This is a genomic window from Candidatus Thiodiazotropha sp. AKAK3, from assembly GCF_058244645.1.
The window spans coordinates 69,311-90,582 of sequence record NZ_JBSYOQ010000050.1 but is presented as its reverse complement, the minus strand read 5'-3'; the positions used below and the strand labels follow the sequence as shown (position 1 = coordinate 90,582).

Genomic DNA, 21,272 nt, shown 5'->3' with positions numbered 1-21,272 from the left:
ATATTGGAGGCCAGAGATTTGCATATTTATATCAGATTACGGCCAGTAAGCCATAAACCCCTCACTGATGCGCCACTGTTTTGGTTTATCCATTTCAGGAACCCTCTTTAACATAGTGGCTAGGGGTTGACGGAACCACAACCATAATCTGGCATCTACGGCATAGAGAGAGCACTTGAATCCCCATTTGCTAAATAGTATTTCCATGGCTTTGTTTGTAAAAAAAATTGTATGTACTGGTAGCAGATAGAACCAGTCGGGATTTTTAGGGATTTCACCCCGTACCAGGGTATGCAGGGCAAAGACGCCGTCATGGGATATTAGGTTAATGATTGCGTCCATAGTATCTCGGTCACGAAGATGCTCGAATAGGGAGGTATTGATCACAAGTGGGTAACGACCTGGTATCAAATCAGAGCTATCAATATATGTTGTTTTTTTCCAATAGCGGTCATAACAATCAACATTTAGACCTGCTGCACTAAGTAAGGAACCCAGTTCACCCTCGCCACAGCCATAGTCGAGCCATTTCTCATCTCCAGGTAGTATGCCTAAGTCAGTCAGTGCCAGCAGCGTCTCTCCCTGGTGATTTATTCGTTGTAACCAATTCGGGTCGTCAGGGTTGTTGCCACTATCCCGATAGCTACCGTGATAATCACTACACAGAGTCTGCCATTCTTCTTCTGCTAGTTCCAATAAGGTTTTGGCGAAAACACTCCCACAGTGGTGACAACGATGGTAATCCACGTTTTCCAGGCCAAAACAATCGAACTGTTTTGTAAAGAAGTAGTGGCTTGAAGTATTGCAGATGAGGCAGTTCATTGTTGATATACTAGGATTAGCTGAAACAAACCTCAATGATAGGATTGAGACCGTTTTCTGGGATGCATGAGGGCAGATACTGCATGCCAAAGCAATGCTAAGGTTGAGTGTAACATATCCCCTATAACAGATTAGTGTTCGCAGCCCTTTAAAAGGGGCAGACAATATCCAGGTAAACAGTAAACTACTAACCAATCATGCATTCTACTGATGAACAGTTTTGGGACAAGGAGAGGGAGACACGCCCACCGGAAGAGCGACAAGCGTTGATATTACAGCGTCTCAAGTTTCAATTGGAATATGCTTATGAGAAGACCCCATTTTACCGACAGCTCTACACTGAGCATGGGGTCCATCCGAGTGATATTGAGACTATAGACGACTTTACCAGTAAGGTTCCCGTTGTTACAAAGGCTATGCTCAGGCAATCCCAGCAGGATTTTCCTCCCTTTGGTAACTACCTGGGAGTGGATTTTAGTGAAGTATCGCGAATTCAAGGTACTTCTGGTACCACTGGGCAGCCCACACTATTCGCTATATCAGGGGATGACTGGGATGGGATTTCTGAAGCCCAGGCTTTACAGTGCTGGGCAGCAGGCCTGAGGGCCAGCGATATTGTGCAAATTGTCTTTCCATTGAGTCTCTATGTCGGTGGTTGGGGACTGTTGGCTGCTGCAGAAAAGATTGGTGCCAAAGTGCTGCCTATGGCGGGGGGGAATACTGAGCGACAGATTATGATGCTGCAACAGGTAGGCTCGACAGTGCTTTGCGGAACACCATCATATTGCCTGCATATCTTGGAGACTGCTCAAGATATGGGTGTTGAACTTTCGTCCAGTCGTTTACGCCTTGGTTTCTTTGGCGGCGAACCTGGGGGCAGTATTCCTACAGTTAAAAAACGACTGGAAGAGGGGTTTGGCATCAGCGCAATCGATTTTGGTAATGTGGCAGAGTTACACCCTTGTTCCAATATGGAGTGCGCTGATCGCACAGGTATGCATGTCTATCAGGACATTGATTTCACTGAAGTGGTTGATCCCGCAAACCCAAACCGATCCTTGGGCTTTAACCAGAGAGGTGCGGTTGTTTATACGCACCTATGGCGTAGATCACAGCCTATGATTCGCTACTATCCTGGCGATGAAACGTTAATGACAGACGAGCCCTGTTCATGTGGAAGAAGCTACCCACGATTGCCCCACGGAATCATTGGGCGTCTGGATGATATGATCATTGTAAGAGGAGTCAAATTTTACCCTTCAGACGTAGAAGATATCCTGCGTAGTATCGATGGAATGGGAACTGAGTTCAGGATCGTTCTGGAGAAATGTAGAGCTTTAGATGAGATCAGAGTAGAAGCGGAGGTTGAACTATCTGTAAATCGATCCCAATTTCATAATCAGGCCGAACGACTTCTTAAAACCAACCTCGGACTCAGGGTAAAGGTTGAAACATGTAATCCTGGTAGCTTCCCTAGTAATAAGTTCAAGGCTCGCCGCGTAATCGACAACCGCAATAGGAGTTTTGATGAATAGCAGCCAATCTGAAAAACCGTTGGTGATCATCGGCAGTGGTGGTCATGCTTGCTGTATGTTGGAGGTTGCACACTTAGCGGGATTTGATGTTGCTGGTTTTATTGATCGAACCAACCTGAAGGCAGAATTTGTGAAAGGACTTCCTATCATCGGAGGTGATGATCTATTGTTAGAAAAATCGTTTATTGATGATCATCTGTTTGCTGTTGGAATTGGCGATCCAGTGGCTAGAAATCGCTATGGTAAGCTACTATTGCAACAGCATGCTGAATGTCCGGCCATAGTAAATCCTTCAAGTTATATCTCAGCAGATGCAAAAATTGGTGCAGGTGTCTTGCTAATGGGGATGAATGCAGTCAATCATGGTGCTTTACTTGATGACTTTGTTGCCTTGGACTGGCAAGTCACGGTTGGTCATGGCGCCCAGCTGGGTAGTTCGATATTTGCCGGCCCAGGCAGTCGTGTTGCCGGTGATGTTGTTTGTGGCGATGAGACCTATTTAGGCATTGGATGCCAGATTATAGAGTGTGTCTCAGTGGGGAAAAACAGCATCATTGGAGCGGGTGCCACGGTTACACGAAATATACCGGACAATGTCGTGGCGGTGGGATCTCCAGCAAAGGTGATACGGGATAATCCTAGCGTGTCTAATCCTCAGCTTGGTCCTGTTTTCACCAAGTCAGAAATTGACTAAATCTTTCTTAGGAAAAGTGTATCGCTAGCGACAAAGGCCAAATCGAAATTCCCCCTACCTATCAAGTCATCCCCGGCTTGCTGAGGACCTCTTCCAAATGCCCACAGGTAGTCATCCAGTAGTAGCCATCCACCTGAGGCCAGATAGGGTTCCCAAAGTTCTATGTCTTGACGAACATGAGAGTAGCTGTGATTACCATCAATGTGGAGTAGGGCAATCGACCCTGAAACAGTGATCTCATTGAACTCAGAGTTGTACAAGCTACCTTGATCTATGGCGTTGCGGTATTTTTCAATTCCTCTGTCGGATGTTTCACGAATATACCCGACGTTATTGAGTAGTGACATATTGCTGAGATAACTTTTAAAAATAGGCTCAAAGTCAATTGTTTCTGTATCAGTATGTAAAATAGTTGCCGATTCTCCCTGGCTCTCAAGTGCCTCATTAGACCAAGGATCGATAGTAATGAAGTTTCCGATACGGTATCGATCTGACAGCCAGGCAATGACAAAAGCAGAACGCCCATAGAGGGAGCCAATTTCAACGAGATCCCCTTTTTGGGTCAGGCGCAGTATCTGTGTGAGAGCAGCGAGTTTGTTTTCATCACACTGACCGGCTATTCGAACAAACTGTTTATGAAGACCTGCATACTCACTAATCGTCAATCGACGATGTGGATCTGTTCCTGTACCCGTATCAAAACCGTCGAGGAACCTATCGACAGAGATCTGTTTAGCCCAATCATAGCTGGCTTTATATTCGAACCAATTATTCTGATAGGGTGAGGGGTGGCACAAATGATAGGCATAGTGCTCCATATTTTCTTCATTTAACTGCTTCAGATAGGTCCAGACTCCGGGGTGGGGTGAATAGATATGTGTTATATCTTGTGTTTTTAAGGTATCGGCAAAGATTTTGTCAAAATCCGGTTCGGTGATGTAGGGTAGATGAATCAACTGATCTATACCTTGATGATGAGTTGTTTTCTCTACCGATGTGGCGCCAAGTAGTGGTATATCCAGCGAGCGGGTGACTGAGATAAAAGCCTCAGAGGCATCCATGTCGACTGGGAAAATCAAAATTTTCAAGATTGTATCCTGCTTTTAATGACTTGCTGATGCCAAGCTCTCAATAGCATTCCAAAGGGGTACAGGAAGCGATAATGTGCCTTTTTGATATTGTTTGTTTAAGTGAGCTTCTCCGTGTGCACCAGGAACTATTGCTCCCCGCTGTATCAGCTTTTCAAGAAAACTGATCGTTTCTGTGAGGTGCAAACCCGGAATTCGATTTGGATCCAATGCCACAAGCACAAGAGCACCCCGAGGAGAATCTCCTGCAAAAAGAATGGTAAGAAGCTGGATGGCAATGGTAAGTGCGTAAGAGCGACGTTGTGCAGAGGTATTAAATTGCTGAACTATCTGTCCGACCAAGCGTATCTGATCGTCAAACATTTCACCTGCTTTTGAAGGATGTTGGCCATCTCCGTTAATAACACTTAGTTCTTCCAGGTCACCTTCATTACCGAATAGCATTGAGAGTAGTTGCCCGAAGGTGGCAGGAGCTGGGCTGATATCGGCTATAAATAGAGGTTTATTCTCAGAAGCAGGCAGTGCGAGTGCTATCGGATTGGTTCCAAGTAGAGGTTTCTCTCCTGGTGCGAGGGATACAAGTGCGGGGGAGGTTGCAACACCGATGGCGATATACCCGGAATTCGCCAAGTTGCTTAAGTAGTGTCCTATGACTCCTGTCGGAAACGCACTGGCGCAGACAGAGACGCCAAAGGGATGATCGGCCAGAATACGCTGCAGCTCCAGAGTCCCTTCCTGAGCGGCTAGATAACCGATACTGCTGGAACATTCAAAACGGCTAAACCAGGGTGAGATCTCTTGCTTGATCGCGGGTTGGTGAACTATCCGTTTCAATCTCATCTTTAACCATGGAATACGAACAAGACCATGGCTCTGTTTACCCCTGAGTTCAGCATCCAGTAACTGCGACAACACTTCATCAACCGCCGAAACGGGTGAGATAAAGCCGTTTAGTGCATTCCAGCAGATGCTTTTTACATCAGCGAGCGGGATCTCAACTCTATTTTTGGTTGGAGAAACCTCTGTCACGTTGAACCACGGCTCTGATCAGTCAGTAAAGACTCTAAGCCATCGATAAACTTGCTCAGGCGCTGGCTTTGTTCATCACTGGATTTTGCCAGTGCCTCCTGCAGGCCACTGCATCGATCGCTGTAGGCAGGGCCGACTACATTGTCCAGTAGAGCACCATCGAAGATACTTTTAACCAGACTTGCACCAAACAGAGATGCTCCGGTTAAATTGGCATTGTTAAAAACGGCCTGATTCAAACGGGCGTAGACCAGGAGCGCATCGCTCAGGTTGGCGTCACTTAAGTCACCTGCAATATAGGATTGAACCAGGGTGGAATTTGAAAGATCAGCGCCCATCATTGACATCGACTTTGGCGGATCTCCCGTGATCATTGCCCGATAGAGGTAGGCTTTGTTGAGTGATACATAAGCAAGATTACAGTCACGAAAATGGGCGCAGCGAGCAGAGAAGCGATTCATGTTGGCTTTTTGAAAAGAGGATTCTCTAACGGCAATGTTTTCGCCCATCGCACCGCTGAAATCAGCATTGTTAGCTGAGCAGTTGGTAATTAAGGCGCCATCCAGTTTTGCATTACTGAAGTTGCTCTTTTCAATACTGACATTAATCAATCGAGCATACTCTAGATTGGCTGATGTGAAGTTGGCAGATGGCATGGTTGATTTGGAGATATCCGCTTCAGGTGCCGACAAATGAGCTGCATTGAGATTTGATAAAGTGGAATGGCTGATTCTCAGGCCAGGTAATTTGGCTTGAGATAGTCGTAGCTCTTCTGCATCTAACAGCCGTTGTAGAACCAACCCTTCTCCACTGGCGTTTTCCAATGTTGCTCCACGTAGATTGCATTTTGTAATTGTCAGCTGGGAAAGTTGCGCTTCTTCAAAGTTTGCGCCACTCAGGTGGCACTCATTGATCATAGAGCCCTGAAGGTTGCATCGGGAAAAACTGACCCCATCCATTATGCATTGATAGAAGCTGGTGCCGGCAATAGTGGAACCGGAAAAGTTTACACTCCCCATGAAACAGCCATGAAAAAGACTGCCTGTTGCATCAGTGAGATTGCTCATATCAGCATCAGTGAAATCGCAGACCTGAGCGGCAAAGGCATGCATATAGACGCCTTGTAGATTAGCCCCTTTAAGATTGGTTCTTTCCATTCCCGGACAAACCATTAAAGCGCCTGAGAGATCAGCTTTACTCAGATTGGTGCCATGCAATACGGCACGATTGAGTACTGCAAGGCGTAAGTTAAAGCCTGACAGATTAAGGTTGCGCAGGTCGGCTTCTCGTAGCACCATTCCGTGTCCGGTGCGTTCAATCAGCTGTTCGGTGTAGGCACTGACCTCATTTGCTGCAGCGCTTCGATCATTGGCATTGGCCCATCTGCGCAATCGACTTAAAGTGTCTCTCTCTGGGATTGCCGCCTCGATTGAATCAACTTTCTCTGACATATTCATAGTTTTCAAGGTACTCCAAATTGATAAACCAGTGGTCGAGGTGATCGTTATTTTTTGTTCGTTTTTATTGGGTTTACTTTTTAGCGCAAAGATTGTTCCAACCAGCCAATAGAGCTGATTCTATCTCTCCAGTGAGTTTCTTATAGTCCATTATGTAAGAGTCCTGTAACTCTTGGCGCAGTGTTTTCCTAACTGAGATAAGCTTCTCTTTGTCCTGAGCCAAATTCAGAGCAATTTCGATATATTGATCGATCTCTTCGGCCAGCCAGGCTTGCTTTCCAATTGCTGTGAGAATGCGTCTGGAGATATTACTGGCAACAGATTTACCACAAAGCGAGACCAGGGGTAATCCCATCAGCAAAGCGTTGAAACTGGTTGTTTGCCCATGATATGGATAGGGGTCGAGAGCGATATCGACCTCACTATGAGATGCCATATAGTCTGACATGCCAAGGCTAGGTTTTAGCTCGACTCGATGTTTGTCGACACCAAATTCACCAAAGATGTCATAGATATGTTCTCGCATGGTGACACTATTATAGTCTTCGATAACCATTCTGATGTGGGAATCAGGAAGTTTGAGAACGATTTTCGCCCAGGTGCCCATTATTTTTCGGTCTATTTTTCTCAATCCGTTGAAAGAGCCGAAAGTGATGTATCCGTTTTTTATGCAGGGTGGTTCGCTGAGTGGTGGTAACTCAGATAATGGACTGTAGAGTGTCAGGTTTTCGACAGCCAGTATCTTCTCCGAAGCGTTCTCTTCAAGATGGCATTTTTCAACGATCAACTGATCCTTCAGTGCATAATCCATACAGTCCAGGCCTGTGGTTATAGGCAGTCCCATCCATGAGACCTGCATAGGTGCGGGGTGCAGAGTGAAAGCTGTTAATCTGTTACCGACTGTATGATTTGAGAGATCAACCAGGATATCTATCTTGTCTTCTCTTATCTGGTTCGCAAGTTGCTGATCATTCAAGTGGGGTGTTTCACGCCACAGTTCCGCATGTTGCTTTATATCGTTGGTGGTCTCGTCATATACGAAGTTGTTATAGTAAAAACATAGCGAGAATCTGCCCTTATCAAACTGCTCAATAATTGGTTTGAAATAGTAAGCGATAGCGTGATGACGTAAGTCGGCAGAGACAAATGCGATCTTTAATTTCCGTTCACTGTCGCAGTCAATCGTACCTGAGAATTTTGTCTTCGCACCCTTGTTGATTTTCGCTGTGATTTTCCGTACTTCCTGGTAAATCTCTGCCTGGTCGTCTTTGATATAGAGCAGTTGTACCAAATAGTTTTGGATAGCGACGGCATTGCCGGGGTCCAGTTCCATGGCCTTTTTGTTGCAGGCGAGTGCCTCTTCCTGTCTGCCCTGGTGTGACAAGGCATGGCCTAAATTGATATAGACTTCTGGTGTTTCGTGATTTTGCTGCAAACAGCAATCCAGTGCCTGTATGGCTTCTTCATGTCGCTCCTGTTTTATATAGAGTTTGCTGAGCGCCAAATAGGCCACTGATGCTTCAGGTTTGTTTGAGATCAATTTGGCCAGGTAGATTTCAGCCTTTTGGTAGTTTTTGGTGATATTGGTGTGGAAGTTACCGATCATGTAATACATGCGGTCATCAATGCAGCCGGCTTGTTCTGCCAGATTGTATGATTTTTCAGCATCGGCATATTGGCCCACTCGCTCAAGCGCCACGCCACACATCACAAACCAGCATGGCTCCACCTGCTTACTTGCGACTGCCTTCATCAGGTAGGGGATAGACTCATCAATCTTCTCCTGCAGAAGCAGGGTTTCACCGAGCAGGTATTGTGCTTTTGAATTTTCAGGCTCTTTTTTCAACGCTCGGGTTAGGAGTTTTTGAGCATCGCTCAACTTGCCTTGACTGAGTTTCTTTTGTGCAACGGCGAGGTTGATTGACATCTTATTGGTCAGACTTTGTATAAAATTGAGATGAAGGTGTTTTAATTTTATAGTGTACAGATAAATACTATAAAATACAATAGGATACGCCGCATATCCAATATGAAATCCAAATCTGATTACCTTGTATCGATTGCGGATATATACCAGACAAATGACATTTTCCCATCAGAGCACCTGAAGCGACATCTGTCAATGAGCCAGCTTAAGCGAAGAGCTCTTTCTAAGACTCCATGGCTGCTTCTTGTTCCTGTCCAGCGTCTCCTTACAATATTGTGCGAAATGATGAGAATCCCTTCTGTATGAGAACTATGCCAAAGATTCCCAGTAGAACACCGAGCAACCGTTTGATATCAGCACAAAAGCAGTTCTGTTTTTTTGTTTTTCATGATGCTGTATAAGATGTTGTTTTTAAGAGAGCAATACTCAATTTAAAAAGTGAGAACAATTCCTGGGTACTAATTTTTCAGAGGCTCCTTAGATATGAAGCTGTTAACTCGCAGTAATGACTCAGAATATTTAAATGAGCTAAAAGCTCGTTTGGAAAGTAACGGAATACCTGCTGTTGTACAAGGTGAGAATACAGCAAGAATGATAATTCCTCGATTTGGTTTTCAACCTACCCTCTGGGTATATGTCGATGAGCAGTTTGGCGAAGCAATGCAACTGATTGATAACCCGGACTACAAGGTGAAGGCTCCAATAGATTTAGAGGCGTTTAGGAAGATTGAGCCAGATGAGAGTGAAAAAAGAGCTCAGCTGAATGCTGCACTTCTTCATCTTATGCTCTATCTTGGTGGGGTTATGTTAGTGGTGGTTGCAATTATCTGGGCTTTGCAGTGAATAAGGGTGGTAGATCGTACCTTTTTTAGCCCTTAATGGTGCGGCAGGGCCGCACCCTACGATTTTTTTACACCCTCTCAGGGGAGAGGGGCTTTGCAACTCTTTCTGGAATAGAGTTAGTGGTCAACAGTGACTATGCCTCTAAGGCTACAGGTTGATAACCTGCCTGCAGTGCGCCGACTTCATGCAAATAGGCTAATAGTTGATTAACAGCCTCAGCAACTGAAATTTTATCAGCATGAATATGCACTTCAGGTTTCTCCGGTATTTCATAGGGACTGTCGATACCGGTGAATTGTTTGATTTCACCCCGTTGTGCTTTTGCATAGAGCCCCTTAGGGTCACGATCCTGGCAGACCTGCAAATCAGCATCCACAAAGACTTCAACAAATTGGGCATCGGGCAGTATCTCTCGAACCACTCTACGGTCGTCTCTAAAGGGCGAGATAAAGGCTGCCAGGGTGATCAATCCGGCATCAGTCATTAGCTTTGCCACTTCGCCCACCCGGCGAATGTTCTCCTGTCGATCTTGGTCACTGAACCCAAGGTCACGGCAGAGGCCGTGACGAACATTGTCGCCATCGAGTAGATAGGTGTGGTAACCCTGGCCGGTGAGGATCTGTTCCAGAGCACCCGCGATAGTCGATTTACCCGACGCACTGAGACCTGTAAACCAAATTACCAATGGGCGTTGAAACTTTTGCTCTGATCGTGTCTGCTGGTCGACCTGATGTGAGTGCCATACGATATTGCTACTCATGATTATTACTCCTTAACTAATTTAAATAACTTGGATTCTTTTACTGTGACAGTCCCCGATATTCAGCAACGCTTTAAGCCGGTTACTCGTGGATACCACATTCCCGTTTCAGGCCGAAAAATCGAGTCTCTTCCTCATGCATACCTACTGCCTGGGGTTGGCTGGTGTGTACATCGCCTACGGAGGCGTAGCCTTTCTCCCACAAAGGGTGGTAGGGCAAGTCATGTTTTTGCAGGTAGCGATAGACATCTCGATTGCTCCAGTCGATTACCGGGTGGACTTTGTAGCGGCCATCCTGGATACGCACCACAGGTAACGCAGAGCGACTCTGGGACTGTTGACGTCGTAATCCGGCAAACCAACTGCCGGCTTCAAGTGACTTCAAGGCAAGCTTCAGTGGTTCCACTTTATTGATGCGGTTGTAGAGATCGATACCCGCTACACCCTGCTCCCAGAGGTGACCGTAGAGGCTCTCTTGCCAGGCAGGTGATTTTTCTGCACGAAAGACTTTAAGGTTCAGCTTCAAGCGATCGGTCAGTTGTTCGATGAAGCCATAGGTCTCAGGAAACAGATAACCGGTATCGACTAACACTACGGGAATATCAGGCGCAATACGGCTGACCAGGTGCAGCATCAGGGCGCCCTGAATACCGAAGCTTGAGGTCATGATGTGATTGCCTGGCAAATTGGCAATAGCCCACTCAATACGCTTTTCAGCACTCAACGCTTCAAACTGTTGATTCAGGTACTTTAGATACCCTTCGTCCAGAGGTTCATGGGAGGTAATCTGTTCAAGGTGAGTCATGATAGTCCTCCGCAGGATTGATCACTGGCTTGACCAGGCCATATCGAACGCTGAAGTCGCCAAAACCTTCATCGGTTAATTTCTTCTCAGCATAGAGATGAAACAGTTCGTCAATAATCTTGAGCAGCTCATTTTCAGTCAGGTTCTTTCTGAACAGACGATTGAGCCGTAATCCCTTGCCATCACCTCCCAGCTGCAGGTTATAGCGCCCAGGTCCCTTACCAATGAGACCGATTTCCGCCACATAGGGACGAGCGCACCCATTGGGGCAGCCTGTCATCCGCATCACAACTGCCTGCTGCTGTATGCCATAACGGGCGGCAATCTCTTCAATTCGATCCAGAAACCTTGGAAAATATCTTTCTCCCTCAGCCATTGCTTGAGGGCAGGTGGGTAGAGCGACACAAGCTAAACTTGCAAGTCTGGTTGGGGTTTGGGCGTTGCTGATCAAGCCATACTCGCGGGCAATATTTTCTATATGCTGTTTTTGACGGGCAGATACACCCGCAATAATCAGGTTCTGACTTGGTGTAATGCGAAAATCACCTTGGTGAATACCTGCGATTTCCCGCAGGCCGCTCATAAGATTGGCTTCGGGGGTATCTGCAATGCGGCCATTCTCAATATACAGGGTCAAGTGCCAACGGTTTTCACTATCCGCTACCCAACCATAGCGGTCGCCCTGGCTGGTGAATTGGACAGAATGGGAAGGCTTGAATTGAACCCCGGCACGTTGCTCTACTTCATCGATAAAGGATGCCAGGCCCATACGTTGAATGGTGTATTTGAGTCGGGCATGACGACGACTGACCCGGTCACCAAAGTCGCGCTGCACAGCAACTATCGCCTCGGCGACAGCCAGAGTTTGCTCAGGTGTGATGAATCCCAACTCATCGGCCAGGCGTGGGAATGTTGTTGGATCGTCGTGGGTTGCCCCCATGCCACCACCAGCCAGGACGTTAAAACCTGACAAGTGACCTCCCTCTGCTATGGCAACAAACCCAAGGTCGTTGGTGTAGACATCAACATCGTTATAGGGTGGAACTGCTACCGCAGTCTTGAACTTACGGGGTAGGTAGGTTTCACCATATAGAGGCTCGGACTCGCCACCGGCCACTGGTTCACCATCGAGCCAGATTTCATGATAGGCACGTGTTTTCGGCAGTAGATGTTCACTGATGCGTCTGGCCCAATCGTGGACTGTCTGGTGCAGCTCCGAGTGCTCAGGGTTGGGATTGCAGAGCACGTTGCGGTTAACATCACCGCAGCCGCCAATGGAGTCGATCATGGCTTGGTTGATACGCTTGATCAGAGGCTTCAGATTTCGTTTCAGTATGCCGTGGTACTGGAAAGTTTGACGGGTTGTCAGTCTGATAGTGCCATTCCCCAGTTCCCGACCAACAGCATCTATGGTCAGCCACTGTTGCGGTGTGCATACGCCGCCAGGAAGCCGTGCCCGTAACATGAAACTGTAGTAGGGTTCGAGAAACTGTTGCTGACGTGACTGCCGCTGATCCCTGTCATCCTGCTCATAGAATCCATGAAATTTACTGATTTGTGCATCATCCGCAGATAGTGCACCCGTTGCTTGATCCGCCATGCTCTGTTCAAGGGTGCCACGAAGATAGCGACTGTTTGCTTTGATCAGTTCATTAGGATTGACTTTGATATCCATCAGTAGACGTCTCTCTGGTAGCGTCCCTGCTCACGCAGAGATTCGATATATTCGATAGCGGACGCCTCATCTAGCCCGCCCTGATCCTGCGCAATGGCTATCAGGGAGTGGTGCACTCCCTTTTCCATCTCAAGGCTACCGCAGACATAGAGATGGGCACCCTCCTGTAACCAGTGATAGAGTTCAGCGCGCTCTTCATAGAGCCTGGCCTGAACATAAGTTCGCTCTCTCTCATCTCTTGAGAAAGCAAGGCTGATTCGATTCAGCAGACCTGATTTTCTGTAGTTGAGCCAATCTGTCTGGTAGAGAAAGTCACGGTGAAAATGGCGATTGCCAAGGACCAACCAGTTCCTACCCGTGCTGCCTAGTGCTTCACGCTCTTGGAGAAAAGCTCTATACGGCGCGATACCGGTTCCAGCGCCGACCATGATGATCGGTCTGTCTGTTGCCTGGGGGAGTTTGAAGCTGGGGTTCTTCACGACATAGACACCTAAGGGGTCACCCTCTTTAATTCGCTGGGTCAGATAACCGGAGGCACCACCCAGATGGTCACAGTTGTGACTCTTGTAACGAAGCGCAGCAACCGTTAGATGGATCTCTTCCTCGATGCTGTTCTGACTGGAGGCGATGGAGTAGAGGCGTGGTTGTTGAGTGTGTAATAGATTCACCAGGGATTGTTCATCCAGATCTGTGGGAAAGTCACTTATCAGATCGATCAATTGGCGGTTCCTAACAAAACCTCGCAGCGATGTTTGATCCTCAGCGATGGTATTTAAATCTCTGTTATCAGCCATCGATGACCAGTTTTTTACGACATTGGGATGGAGTTGAGTGAGTTCCAGCCTATCTGTGAGGGCCTCAGTGAGTGATATATTTTGCTGCTCTAGAGTGACCTGTGCAGAGCCTTCCAAACCTGTAAGAGAGAGGATCTCCTCGATCTGAGCTGGATCGTTGCGGAAGAACAGACCTAAAGCATCACCAGGCTGGTATTGGATAACAGCAGGGTCGATCTCAAGTGCCAGATGGTGAACCTCAGTCAGAGCATCTTCAGTAGTGATACGCCGCCGCTCAAGTAGCTCAGCCTGATATGGATTGTTACGGTCATGACGAACTGTAGTTGACCGCAATATCGGTATGATCTTGGCTTGATCTGATGGCAAAACTTTCTCCACTGACTGCAAAACCTCTGTCTGCCAATGCATCAGATGATGTTGGAAATCAACATCGGCATCGATACGCTTAACCAGTGTTTTTGCATCCTGAGCTTTCAGTAGATGATCCAGCTCTTTAGCCGCTTCACAAAAACGATCGTAACTGGAGTCTCCGAGTCCGAAAATGGCATAACGAAGATTTTTGAGTTGCGCTGTTTTTTTGCTGCGTAGATATTTAAACAGTTCAAAAGCACTTTCCGGGGGTTCTCCTTCACCCTGAGTGCTGATCACCACAATCAGAAGTTGCTCTTTAGCCAGATCACGGGCTCTGTAGTTTTCGGCAGAGACCAAACGTAAAGCATATCCCTGATCCTGAGCACGCTCCGCCAAGGATTCAGCCACACTGCGGGCGTTACCACCTTGGGTGGCATAAAGAATGGTCAGAGCGGGAGATTCATTGGCAGCCTCATTACCCGTGGGTTGCAAGGCAACAAGTCCGGCCAGATAACCGCTTGCCCAGGCGAGTTGTTCACTATTCAAGCTTTGAATCGCCTGTTGCAGGCCTTTGAACTGCAAATCATCCAGAGGATTAGCTGGAAACCTCTCTTTGGTTCTGGCGATGACTTCCATAATGAAAACTCCAAAAATATTTACGGGTATTGGGTAGCAATATTGGAAGAGAGCTATTATCTTGTGAAGTAATATATTTTGATAAACAATCATGAAATAAGATATGGAACTGCGACAACTCACATCCCTGGTCGCCCTGGAGGCCGCCGGTTTCAACGTCACACTAGCTGCCAAGCAACTCTATCTGGTGCAGTCAGCGGTATCCCAGCATCTGGCACAACTTGAGCAGGAGTTGGGGACGCAACTGTTTATGCGAAAAGGTAAACGATTGATTGGATTGACTGCAGCTGGAGAGGAGGTGCTTAACTATGCTCGGCAAGCCCTCTCAATCCGTGAAAATATCCTCGCCATAGGCCGAGAGCATGTAGAGGAGGGGAGTGGTATTCTTCGAATCGGTACAACCCATACTCAGGCGCGCTATGTATTACCTTCGATAATCCGCACCTTTCGCAAGTTATTTCCCTCTGTAAATCTGCAGATTAATCAGGGAACACCCCAACAATTGGTTGAAATGGTATTGACAGACCGGGTCGATTTCTCAATCTGTACCGAAGAGCTGGGCCACCACTCCACCCTGAATGCAATACCCTGCTATCGCTGGAACCGTTCTCTCATTGCGCTGAAAGGGCACCAGGTATTGGCAGAAAAGCCCCTCTCACTGGAACGGATCTGTAACTACCCATTAATCACATACACATTTGGTTTCACCGGAGCCAACCATATGCAGACCACCTTTGCCCGTGCCGGCCTGCAACCCGATGTAGTGCTGAGCGCTGCGGATACTGATGTTATAAAAACCTATGTACGAGAGGGCATGGGAGTAGGTTTGATCGCCAGTATGGCCTATTCACCTGAACAGGACCCAGATCTGGAGATACGGGATCTGAGTCACATGCTCCCTTGGGAGACCACCTGGGTGGCATACCATAAGGATAAGTATTTACGGCGTTATCAGCAGAAGTTTATCGACCTTATGGAACAGATGGTCTTGGAGAATGGAGAGACCAAGGAGTGAATTTCGGCCTTACATTTTTAGATTTTGTTTCACTGCTATCCCGTTAACTTTCAATCTCCTCAGTACAACTCTAAAAGCCCCTCTCCCTTTATGGGAGAGGGGTTGGGGAGAGGGTGTACGCGAAGCGTTTCATCTGGTTGAAAGATAAGGCCGCATTGATCCGTCATCTTTATCATACTGATTGTTGACGAAATTAGGCTGTTCATTCTCCCCCTCTCCCCCGGCCCCTCTCCCGCGAGGGGAGAGGGGAGTGACTCACCCTACCGGTTTGACGCACCGATGATTTGTTTATATTTTTACTAGACCATTCTCTAATTTCAGATACTTCATCTGCGTCTATTCCAATTGATTCTAGAAAATCTTGATGGCCCTCTGGGGAGGTTCGTTCAAACTCAATATGCCATTTTTCCATGCCTTTCTCGTCGAGTCCAGATGCTTCTAGTAGCGCCACCCAAACTTCCTTGGTGAGACTTCTTGAATACTTAGTGGAATCCGTATTCTTTAAAAGCGTCAGTATAAACTTCTGTTGTTCCCTCAACGATTGAATTTCTGAGTTTATACTGGACAGTCTGTTTTCAAGGGCCAAGTCTAAGTCTGTTTCGTCATGGTTAAGAAGAGATGATATCGACTCCAAGGGTAAGCCAGCCTTTCGAAATAATGATATTCTCTCCATTTTTGAGATATCCTTTTCGGTATATAGCCTATAGTTTGCGACACTCCTCTCACTTGGGGAAAGAACCCCAATTGAGTCGTAGTAAATGAGGGTGCTTCGAGATATCGAGAATTGATTCGCAACTTGGCCTATTGTGTAAGTTTTCATATGTAGAGCCTCAAGCCAGAAAGGGACTGACAAAGCCAGCCCCTTTTTTTACCTACTGTGCCGACCGAATTGACTTGATCTCTTCACCAGAAATTCCTAGCCATTCCAAAAAAGATTGATGCCCTTCAGGGTGACGGTTCTCGAATTCCTTGTGCCACAATGCCATTTTTTCATCATCTAGACCTATTGACTGAAATAGGGCTACCCAGCTTTCTTTGTTCATCGCTTGCCTGTTCATTTGTTTCTCCTGAATTGGTTTCTATTAACCCGGCGACTAAGTACGTTGTCTTCAGTCTGTCTTTTAAAAATCATATTGTTAGGGGTTTCAAGCCTGAAGACAACGTACTTAGTCACCGGGTTAATAATAGGACGATTAGCACCGTCAAAAGCAATCTTGAAGTATGAAGTTATAGTCAGGTCAAGGCCTCAGATAATAATCTAACAGCTTTATTAACGAGAATCGGCTGAAGCGACTGGTTATCTATCTCCGCATTCGTATTCTGGAGAAGACTCAGCCATTGTATTAATGTTAATAAGCTTTCCGTTCTCGCTAAATTCAAAACGAAGCCCCCTTAATTGAACCGTACATTTACTGTCAACAATAATAGCATCCGGGTTTTCTCGCCTTAATAAATAAATCAGATCCTTTTTAGAATAAGCCTCTTTTGGAAATACTGCAGCCAGTCTTTGTAAGTCTTTTTCGCTGTCACTATATCCTTGAGACATGTAGGTTATAGTGACGCCTTGGTCAATTACCGCGTAGAGCAAAAACACAATCGCAACAAACGAAAGTGCTACAGACGTCAAAAACGCCCATTTCCATTTGTTATGTAGTTTATTCAGGCTCATGACTTAAGCCAGAGTAAAGTAGGCTGAGTATAACTACTAACCCACCGAGTATTATTGAATTAGAATAATATGAGTCATACTCTGAAAACATGAAGTAAAACCCCGTAAAAACCCATATCCACCATAGTATAAGCAACCATCTCTTAGTCTTGATTTTAGCTTCACAATTTGTACACTTAATTGAAGGTCTTGTGAAAGGATTAGTGAACCAAGAAAGAGTTTCTATATTCTTAGTGTCGATTAGTGAACCACAACAAGGGCATTTCAATATTTTCATCTATCGCTCTTTGATTTTTGTCACATATAATCTCTATTAACAAGAGCTCTTGTCTCGTTATAAATTTTTAGCGGTAGATCGCCAATTCTCGATCCCGACGCTCTGAGTCTGGATCTTCTTTGCATTCCACAGCATTGAGCATTCCCACATAGGTATCTGGTAATCCGTTTGTTTTTGCACCGTGCACTACATGCTCTTTGTACCAATCAAACGGCTTTAGAGACTGATCAATGTTCGTAGCGATATATGTGAAAGCCGTGACCGTAGCACCATCGGACATAAGGACTTTGACTTCTTGTTCTTTGTAGCCAAAGCCTAGGCCTTCAAATTTATCGAGAATCGGCTTTTTCTCTTCTGGAAGATCATACAGGACGCCTATCACTCGATCTTGTATATCGCCAGTATTGAATGCATCGCATTTTCCAGAGCCATCCTTTTTGCTCACTTTATGGAATCGTAGTTGATACGATTCCAATTCAGCGACTCCGACTTTTTTTGCCTCGGACACTCGATCCTGCAACCTAGGGAGCGACATGTTTGAGCCATATGAGAAGTAACGCATGGGTTAGATCCTTGGACCGCTAACGCCGCAATTCACCGAAGCCAACTGATAGCAAGGCGTCCAAGTGGAATTGCCTGGTTAGTACAGCCCCCGTGAATAGAATTACATTGATGTAAAGTTTCACTCAATCAACAATGCTACCGCTTTGATTTTGAATTCTTTTTTATTTTGTCTAAAAAAAGCCATTCCCATGGAAAGTATATCGCACAAAGTATTACGCCAATGGTTTGAATAGTTCCCCATTCTTTCTCCGGCCCTGCAAAGCCATATAGAAGGCCACCTACTACTAGAACTGATAATATAAATAATAGTCGCACAAAAACATACCGACCATTGCTTCTCTCATCCGTGCTTCTACTCCTTAAATTCATCTACGTGATTATTATTGCTTTGTGGTACTGACGCCTGCGTAAAGCATGCGGGGTACGAGGCTCGCATTTAACCCGTTTGTTAAGCGCCACCGAGAGCACTCCATGTGAGGGCTGCAACTGCTGACAAGGCGACCCAACCGGGATGCCGGCCACGTGTGCCAACGAGGACTAGCATTGCACCACCGGCATAGGCAGCAACGGTTGCACCCACCACCAAGGATATTATCTCAGCTTGAGGATCCATGGCTAGGCGTCCTAAAACGGCAGCAAACGCCCAGCCGAAAACGGTAGCCAGGTGCCAAGTAGCCCAGACAATTCTGATATTTCGGTTCTTGAGAGGTGGGGCATCATGAGTAGGAACTAAGGTACCGTTTCTCAAGTGACGAAAAATCAGTAGTTCTCCCATCACGGAATGAACGATGCCGGTCAGAACTGCGAGTCCTGCGGCAGTAGCGAGTATGATTTGCATGGATGGCCCTCCGTAATTATCCTGTGGCGCTTAACGTTTGAGCACAGAGGCGAGAGTGAAACGAGCGTCTTTCTGATACGACTGGTTAAGCCCTTATTTTACTTGAGCGTTCAATAATGCCTTGAACATCTAGTATGTTCATTACCCAATATGCAAGGATACCTAGAACAGGGTCAATGAATACAAGAATACCCCACCATATAGGCTTTAAATTGAGCGCAAGTGTTTCACGACCTTTAGCATTTCTAAATATTAATATGGCTAGTGCGATTGCGATTATGTAATACGCTATGTAATAACCCCATGTTAAGAAAACGAAGCTGAATACTGACTGTTTATTATTATTAACAACATCTCTACGTCCCTCATATTTTGAGTTGTCACTGGGAAATAAATTAGAGTCTTCTCCGCATAACTTTTCACACATTTCTGATTTTGTCTGATATTTTGCATCGTTATAAGCTGCAAGTGTTATATTTGTGGTTACAAGCATCACCATTAGCAATAAATATTTAACTGTACTGTTTGTCATTATTATTTCCTGGGCATAACAGCTTTATTAACGAGACCCCTTGTCTCAATGGTATGGACTCCTCCACCTTAAGTCGAAATCTCGTTAAAGTGACAGGTCGAACAAAACCAACGGAGCCCATACCATGAAAAATACTACCACAATTACTATAGACCTCGCCAAAGATGTAAGCCGAGTTTTGGCAGTGTATTAACGGAAAGTGACAAATAGTCAGCCAGATAAAACCTGGGTATAACGACGGTTCTTGAAGCCACTGTCTCGATAAGGTATCTGGCAAACGGTGTATTAAGCCGTTAAGGTCAGGGGTAGCTCCCCATAATAAAGACCGGATATACGTGAACTAAAACTATTTCGTTTTTCCTGAAAATATATTGCTGAACAGGAGCAGTCCATATACCTATACATTCGCAGCATATCGTGACAGTGGCAAACTATACTTTTTGGAGGAAAATCATGAGGCCACTCGCAAGCCACGCCTACGCGATCAGGGATTCGTTACAGGTAGCCGCTAAACAAGGGAGGATGGTGTAAGATTCCCATCCCTGAAAATGCTCCTATTTTTGATGTCTCTTGGTTGTTCACTCAGCTGTCTGCAACAACTGCTCAGCCCAGTCGGGCAGGGGATCTAGATGTTTTGTTATTTTACCTTGTTCGATCGTAAATACCCGCTGGTATGGATCATCCTGAGATGAGTTGTCATATATTCTGAGGAGATCACATAGCGGTATCGACATCCGCACATGCGAGAGCATCCTCGGCACTCGGGCAACGATTTTCTCAGCTGGCACAGAATGACCACCCTCTGAGACCCTTTCGGCCACACGTGCCTGGTTCAGGTTCGTGTCATTGAGGTGGATCAAGACCATTACAACGTAATACCCTAGGGCCTTTGCTTCGGCCACAAAATCGATTTTGGAGGGGTGAGAGTAGACCGTCTCAAAGCAAAGACTCTGGCCGGATAGCAAGAGATTTTTCCGCATCCCTTCGGCCAGCATTGCGGCATCCCGGCTACGGCCTTCCGGATCTTCCGGGTAGGCGATTTTCGCTAGATTGTCGGCATTGACAAAGGGCAAGCCCAGATCCTTTAAAAACAACTCATAAAATGTGCTCTTGCCGGCGCCATTACCACCCACCAGCATCCAAAGCTGCTTTTTCAAACTCAAGTTTCTTGCTCGGCCAGTGAAGTGAAGACCCCATTTTGAAACCTTCCGACTCTCCGATTTCCTTGTTTATCAATTTGTTCCAGACAGCCCGGATGTGTGAGGGAGGCCTGGTAGGTCGGGGTTGCCGTTGTTACCTCCTGGGCGAGGGTGCCTGAGTGACGTCGTGCCTCCACAGCTGAAAACACCGCTTTGGGATCAACCGGTTGACCTACTGCAGGCTCCACCTTGATGTGAGCAAGCCCGGCTGCTACTTCCAACAGGGTGTCAGGATTCACTTGCCGAGCGATCTTCCTGCCGAGCGATGCCCAATATTCAACCTGTTCAGCGGCGCTGCGGTGCTCCTGCTCGCCGATCAGTGCGGCGGCCTGCATCAACTCTTCCTGCAAACGTATAGGGGAGGCGGCTTTAGCCATCAGAGATTCCTCAATATAATGTCATGGATTATATTGTAGCAGATTGCTACATAAATAATAATACTCGATAGCATCGTTATAGTCGAACAGTACTAGGTTGGTGATTAGTAAGTCCGAATTATTCGGAAAATGTTTTAAAAAATTAATAGATAGCTTAGAAAACTTTCAGCTTGGGAACTGATGTTTTTGGGAAATGTGTTAGCGCTCAAAGTTATCGAGCTAAAGAGAGAAAAGCCCTTCTAGAGGAAAAATATAGGCTCAAAGATGAAGAAGATCCTGATCAATTCTGGCCCACAGATAGCTCTATTTGATAAAAGTGACGCTTACCACCAAGCTTCGTTCTCGCAATACCTTAATCAAGGCGCTTTTGTAACCCTGAAAGTAA

21 protein-coding genes are annotated in these 21,272 nt (G+C 46.2%); 4 read left to right on the top strand and 17 right to left on the bottom strand.

The features are described 5' to 3' along the window. Positions 1-36 precede the first annotated feature (36 nt). On the bottom strand, positions 37-822 hold the full coding sequence (locus AC4IE7_RS10820; protein WP_490776852.1) for a class I SAM-dependent methyltransferase: 786 nt from the start codon (positions 820-822) through the stop codon (positions 37-39). Positions 823-1,019: 197 nt separating this feature from the next. Here AC4IE7_RS10820 and AC4IE7_RS10815 point away from each other — a divergent pair, with 197 nt between their 5' ends. Together AC4IE7_RS10815 and AC4IE7_RS10810 are read left to right on the top strand one after the other, a co-directional pair. Further along, positions 1,020-2,357 (top strand): phenylacetate--CoA ligase family protein, encoded by a 1,338-nt coding sequence (locus AC4IE7_RS10815; protein WP_490776851.1) that lies wholly within the window; start codon positions 1,020-1,022, stop codon positions 2,355-2,357. Beyond that, positions 2,350-3,051: a NeuD/PglB/VioB family sugar acetyltransferase gene (locus tag AC4IE7_RS10810; RefSeq protein ID WP_490776850.1), complete on the top strand. Its 702-nt coding sequence runs from the start codon at positions 2,350-2,352 to the stop codon at positions 3,049-3,051. The genes AC4IE7_RS10815 and AC4IE7_RS10810 overlap by 8 nt, the downstream gene beginning before the upstream one ends. Here AC4IE7_RS10810 and AC4IE7_RS10805 read toward each other — a convergent pair. The 4 genes from AC4IE7_RS10805 to AC4IE7_RS10790 all read right to left on the bottom strand — a co-directional run bounded on the left by AC4IE7_RS10805 (position 3,048) and on the right by AC4IE7_RS10790 (position 8,552). Then, entirely contained in the window at positions 3,048-4,139 is a 1,092-nt protein-coding gene (locus AC4IE7_RS10805) for a class I SAM-dependent methyltransferase (protein WP_490776849.1), read from the bottom strand. The two genes, AC4IE7_RS10810 and AC4IE7_RS10805, sit on opposite strands and share 4 nt — an antisense overlap. A 15-nt stretch (positions 4,140-4,154) precedes the next feature. Beyond that, a complete protein-coding gene (locus AC4IE7_RS10800; protein WP_490776848.1) occupies positions 4,155-5,168 on the bottom strand; it encodes an Ldh family oxidoreductase in 1,014 nt (337 codons plus the stop codon). Beyond that, positions 5,165-6,625 carry a pentapeptide repeat-containing protein gene (locus tag AC4IE7_RS10795; protein ID WP_490776847.1) on the bottom strand — a complete coding sequence of 487 codons (1,461 nt, stop codon included), beginning with the start codon at positions 6,623-6,625 and terminating at the stop codon, positions 5,165-5,167. Before AC4IE7_RS10795 ends, AC4IE7_RS10800 begins: the two co-directional genes overlap by 4 nt. A gap of 73 nt (positions 6,626-6,698) precedes the next feature. After that, positions 6,699-8,552 (bottom strand): O-linked N-acetylglucosamine transferase, SPINDLY family protein, encoded by a 1,854-nt coding sequence (locus AC4IE7_RS10790; protein ID WP_490776846.1) that lies wholly within the window; start codon positions 8,550-8,552, stop codon positions 6,699-6,701. A 483-nt stretch (positions 8,553-9,035) separates the two neighbouring features. Between AC4IE7_RS10790 and AC4IE7_RS10785 the strand changes: the two genes are divergently transcribed. Beyond that, positions 9,036-9,395: a putative signal transducing protein gene (locus AC4IE7_RS10785; protein ID WP_490776845.1), complete on the top strand. Its 360-nt coding sequence runs from the start codon at positions 9,036-9,038 to the stop codon at positions 9,393-9,395. A gap of 133 nt (positions 9,396-9,528) precedes the next feature. Here the strand turns inward: AC4IE7_RS10785 and cysC are convergent, their stop codons facing one another. The 4 genes from cysC to AC4IE7_RS10765 form a co-directional block, all read right to left on the bottom strand. After that, on the bottom strand, positions 9,529-10,155 hold the full coding sequence (gene cysC / locus AC4IE7_RS10780; RefSeq protein ID WP_490776844.1) for an adenylyl-sulfate kinase: 627 nt from the start codon (positions 10,153-10,155) through the stop codon (positions 9,529-9,531). Positions 10,156-10,237: 82 nt separating this feature from the next. After that, complete coding sequence (locus AC4IE7_RS10775; protein ID WP_490776843.1) at positions 10,238-10,960, bottom strand: phosphoadenylyl-sulfate reductase; 723 nt, start codon at positions 10,958-10,960, stop codon at positions 10,238-10,240. Next, a complete protein-coding gene (cysI, locus tag AC4IE7_RS10770; RefSeq protein ID WP_490776842.1) occupies positions 10,947-12,635 on the bottom strand; it encodes an assimilatory sulfite reductase (NADPH) hemoprotein subunit in 1,689 nt (562 codons plus the stop codon). Before cysI ends, AC4IE7_RS10775 begins: the two co-directional genes overlap by 14 nt. Then, positions 12,635-14,416, bottom strand: a complete 1,782-nt coding sequence (locus AC4IE7_RS10765) for an assimilatory sulfite reductase (NADPH) flavoprotein subunit (RefSeq protein WP_490776841.1) — start codon at positions 14,414-14,416, stop codon at positions 12,635-12,637. Before AC4IE7_RS10765 ends, cysI begins: the two co-directional genes overlap by 1 nt. A gap of 103 nt (positions 14,417-14,519) precedes the next feature. On the opposite strand from AC4IE7_RS10765, the gene AC4IE7_RS10760 reads away from it, so the two are divergent. Beyond that, complete coding sequence (locus AC4IE7_RS10760; protein ID WP_490776840.1) at positions 14,520-15,431, top strand: LysR substrate-binding domain-containing protein; 912 nt, start codon at positions 14,520-14,522, stop codon at positions 15,429-15,431. A gap of 202 nt (positions 15,432-15,633) precedes the next feature. Here AC4IE7_RS10760 and AC4IE7_RS10755 read toward each other — a convergent pair whose 3' ends face one another. The 8 genes from AC4IE7_RS10755 to AC4IE7_RS10720 all read right to left on the bottom strand — a co-directional run bounded on the left by AC4IE7_RS10755 (position 15,634) and on the right by AC4IE7_RS10720 (position 20,887). Continuing rightward, positions 15,634-16,251: a MerR family transcriptional regulator gene (locus AC4IE7_RS10755; RefSeq protein WP_490776839.1), complete on the bottom strand. Its 618-nt coding sequence runs from the start codon at positions 16,249-16,251 to the stop codon at positions 15,634-15,636. 52 nt (positions 16,252-16,303) lie between these two features. Next, entirely contained in the window at positions 16,304-16,489 is a 186-nt protein-coding gene (locus AC4IE7_RS10750) for a hypothetical protein (RefSeq protein WP_490776838.1), read from the bottom strand. A 239-nt stretch (positions 16,490-16,728) separates the two neighbouring features. Further along, complete coding sequence (locus AC4IE7_RS10745; RefSeq protein ID WP_490776837.1) at positions 16,729-17,100, bottom strand: Imm58 family immunity protein; 372 nt, start codon at positions 17,098-17,100, stop codon at positions 16,729-16,731. A gap of 344 nt (positions 17,101-17,444) precedes the next feature. Continuing rightward, on the bottom strand, positions 17,445-17,939 hold the full coding sequence (locus tag AC4IE7_RS10740; RefSeq protein WP_490776836.1) for a gamma-glutamylcyclotransferase family protein: 495 nt from the start codon (positions 17,937-17,939) through the stop codon (positions 17,445-17,447). Between the two features lie 450 nt (positions 17,940-18,389). Then, positions 18,390-18,779 (bottom strand): hypothetical protein, encoded by a 390-nt coding sequence (locus AC4IE7_RS10735; RefSeq protein ID WP_490776835.1) that lies wholly within the window; start codon positions 18,777-18,779, stop codon positions 18,390-18,392. Between the two features lie 85 nt (positions 18,780-18,864). Further along, a complete protein-coding gene (locus tag AC4IE7_RS10730) occupies positions 18,865-19,311 on the bottom strand; it encodes a hypothetical protein (RefSeq protein WP_490776834.1) in 447 nt (148 codons plus the stop codon). Between the two features lie 578 nt (positions 19,312-19,889). Then, complete coding sequence (locus AC4IE7_RS10725; protein ID WP_490776833.1) at positions 19,890-20,468, bottom strand: ATPase; 579 nt, start codon at positions 20,466-20,468, stop codon at positions 19,890-19,892. Positions 20,469-20,470: 2 nt separating this feature from the next. After that, positions 20,471-20,887: a TA system antitoxin ParD family protein gene (locus AC4IE7_RS10720; protein ID WP_490776832.1), complete on the bottom strand. Its 417-nt coding sequence runs from the start codon at positions 20,885-20,887 to the stop codon at positions 20,471-20,473. Positions 20,888-21,272: the final 385 nt, after the last annotated feature.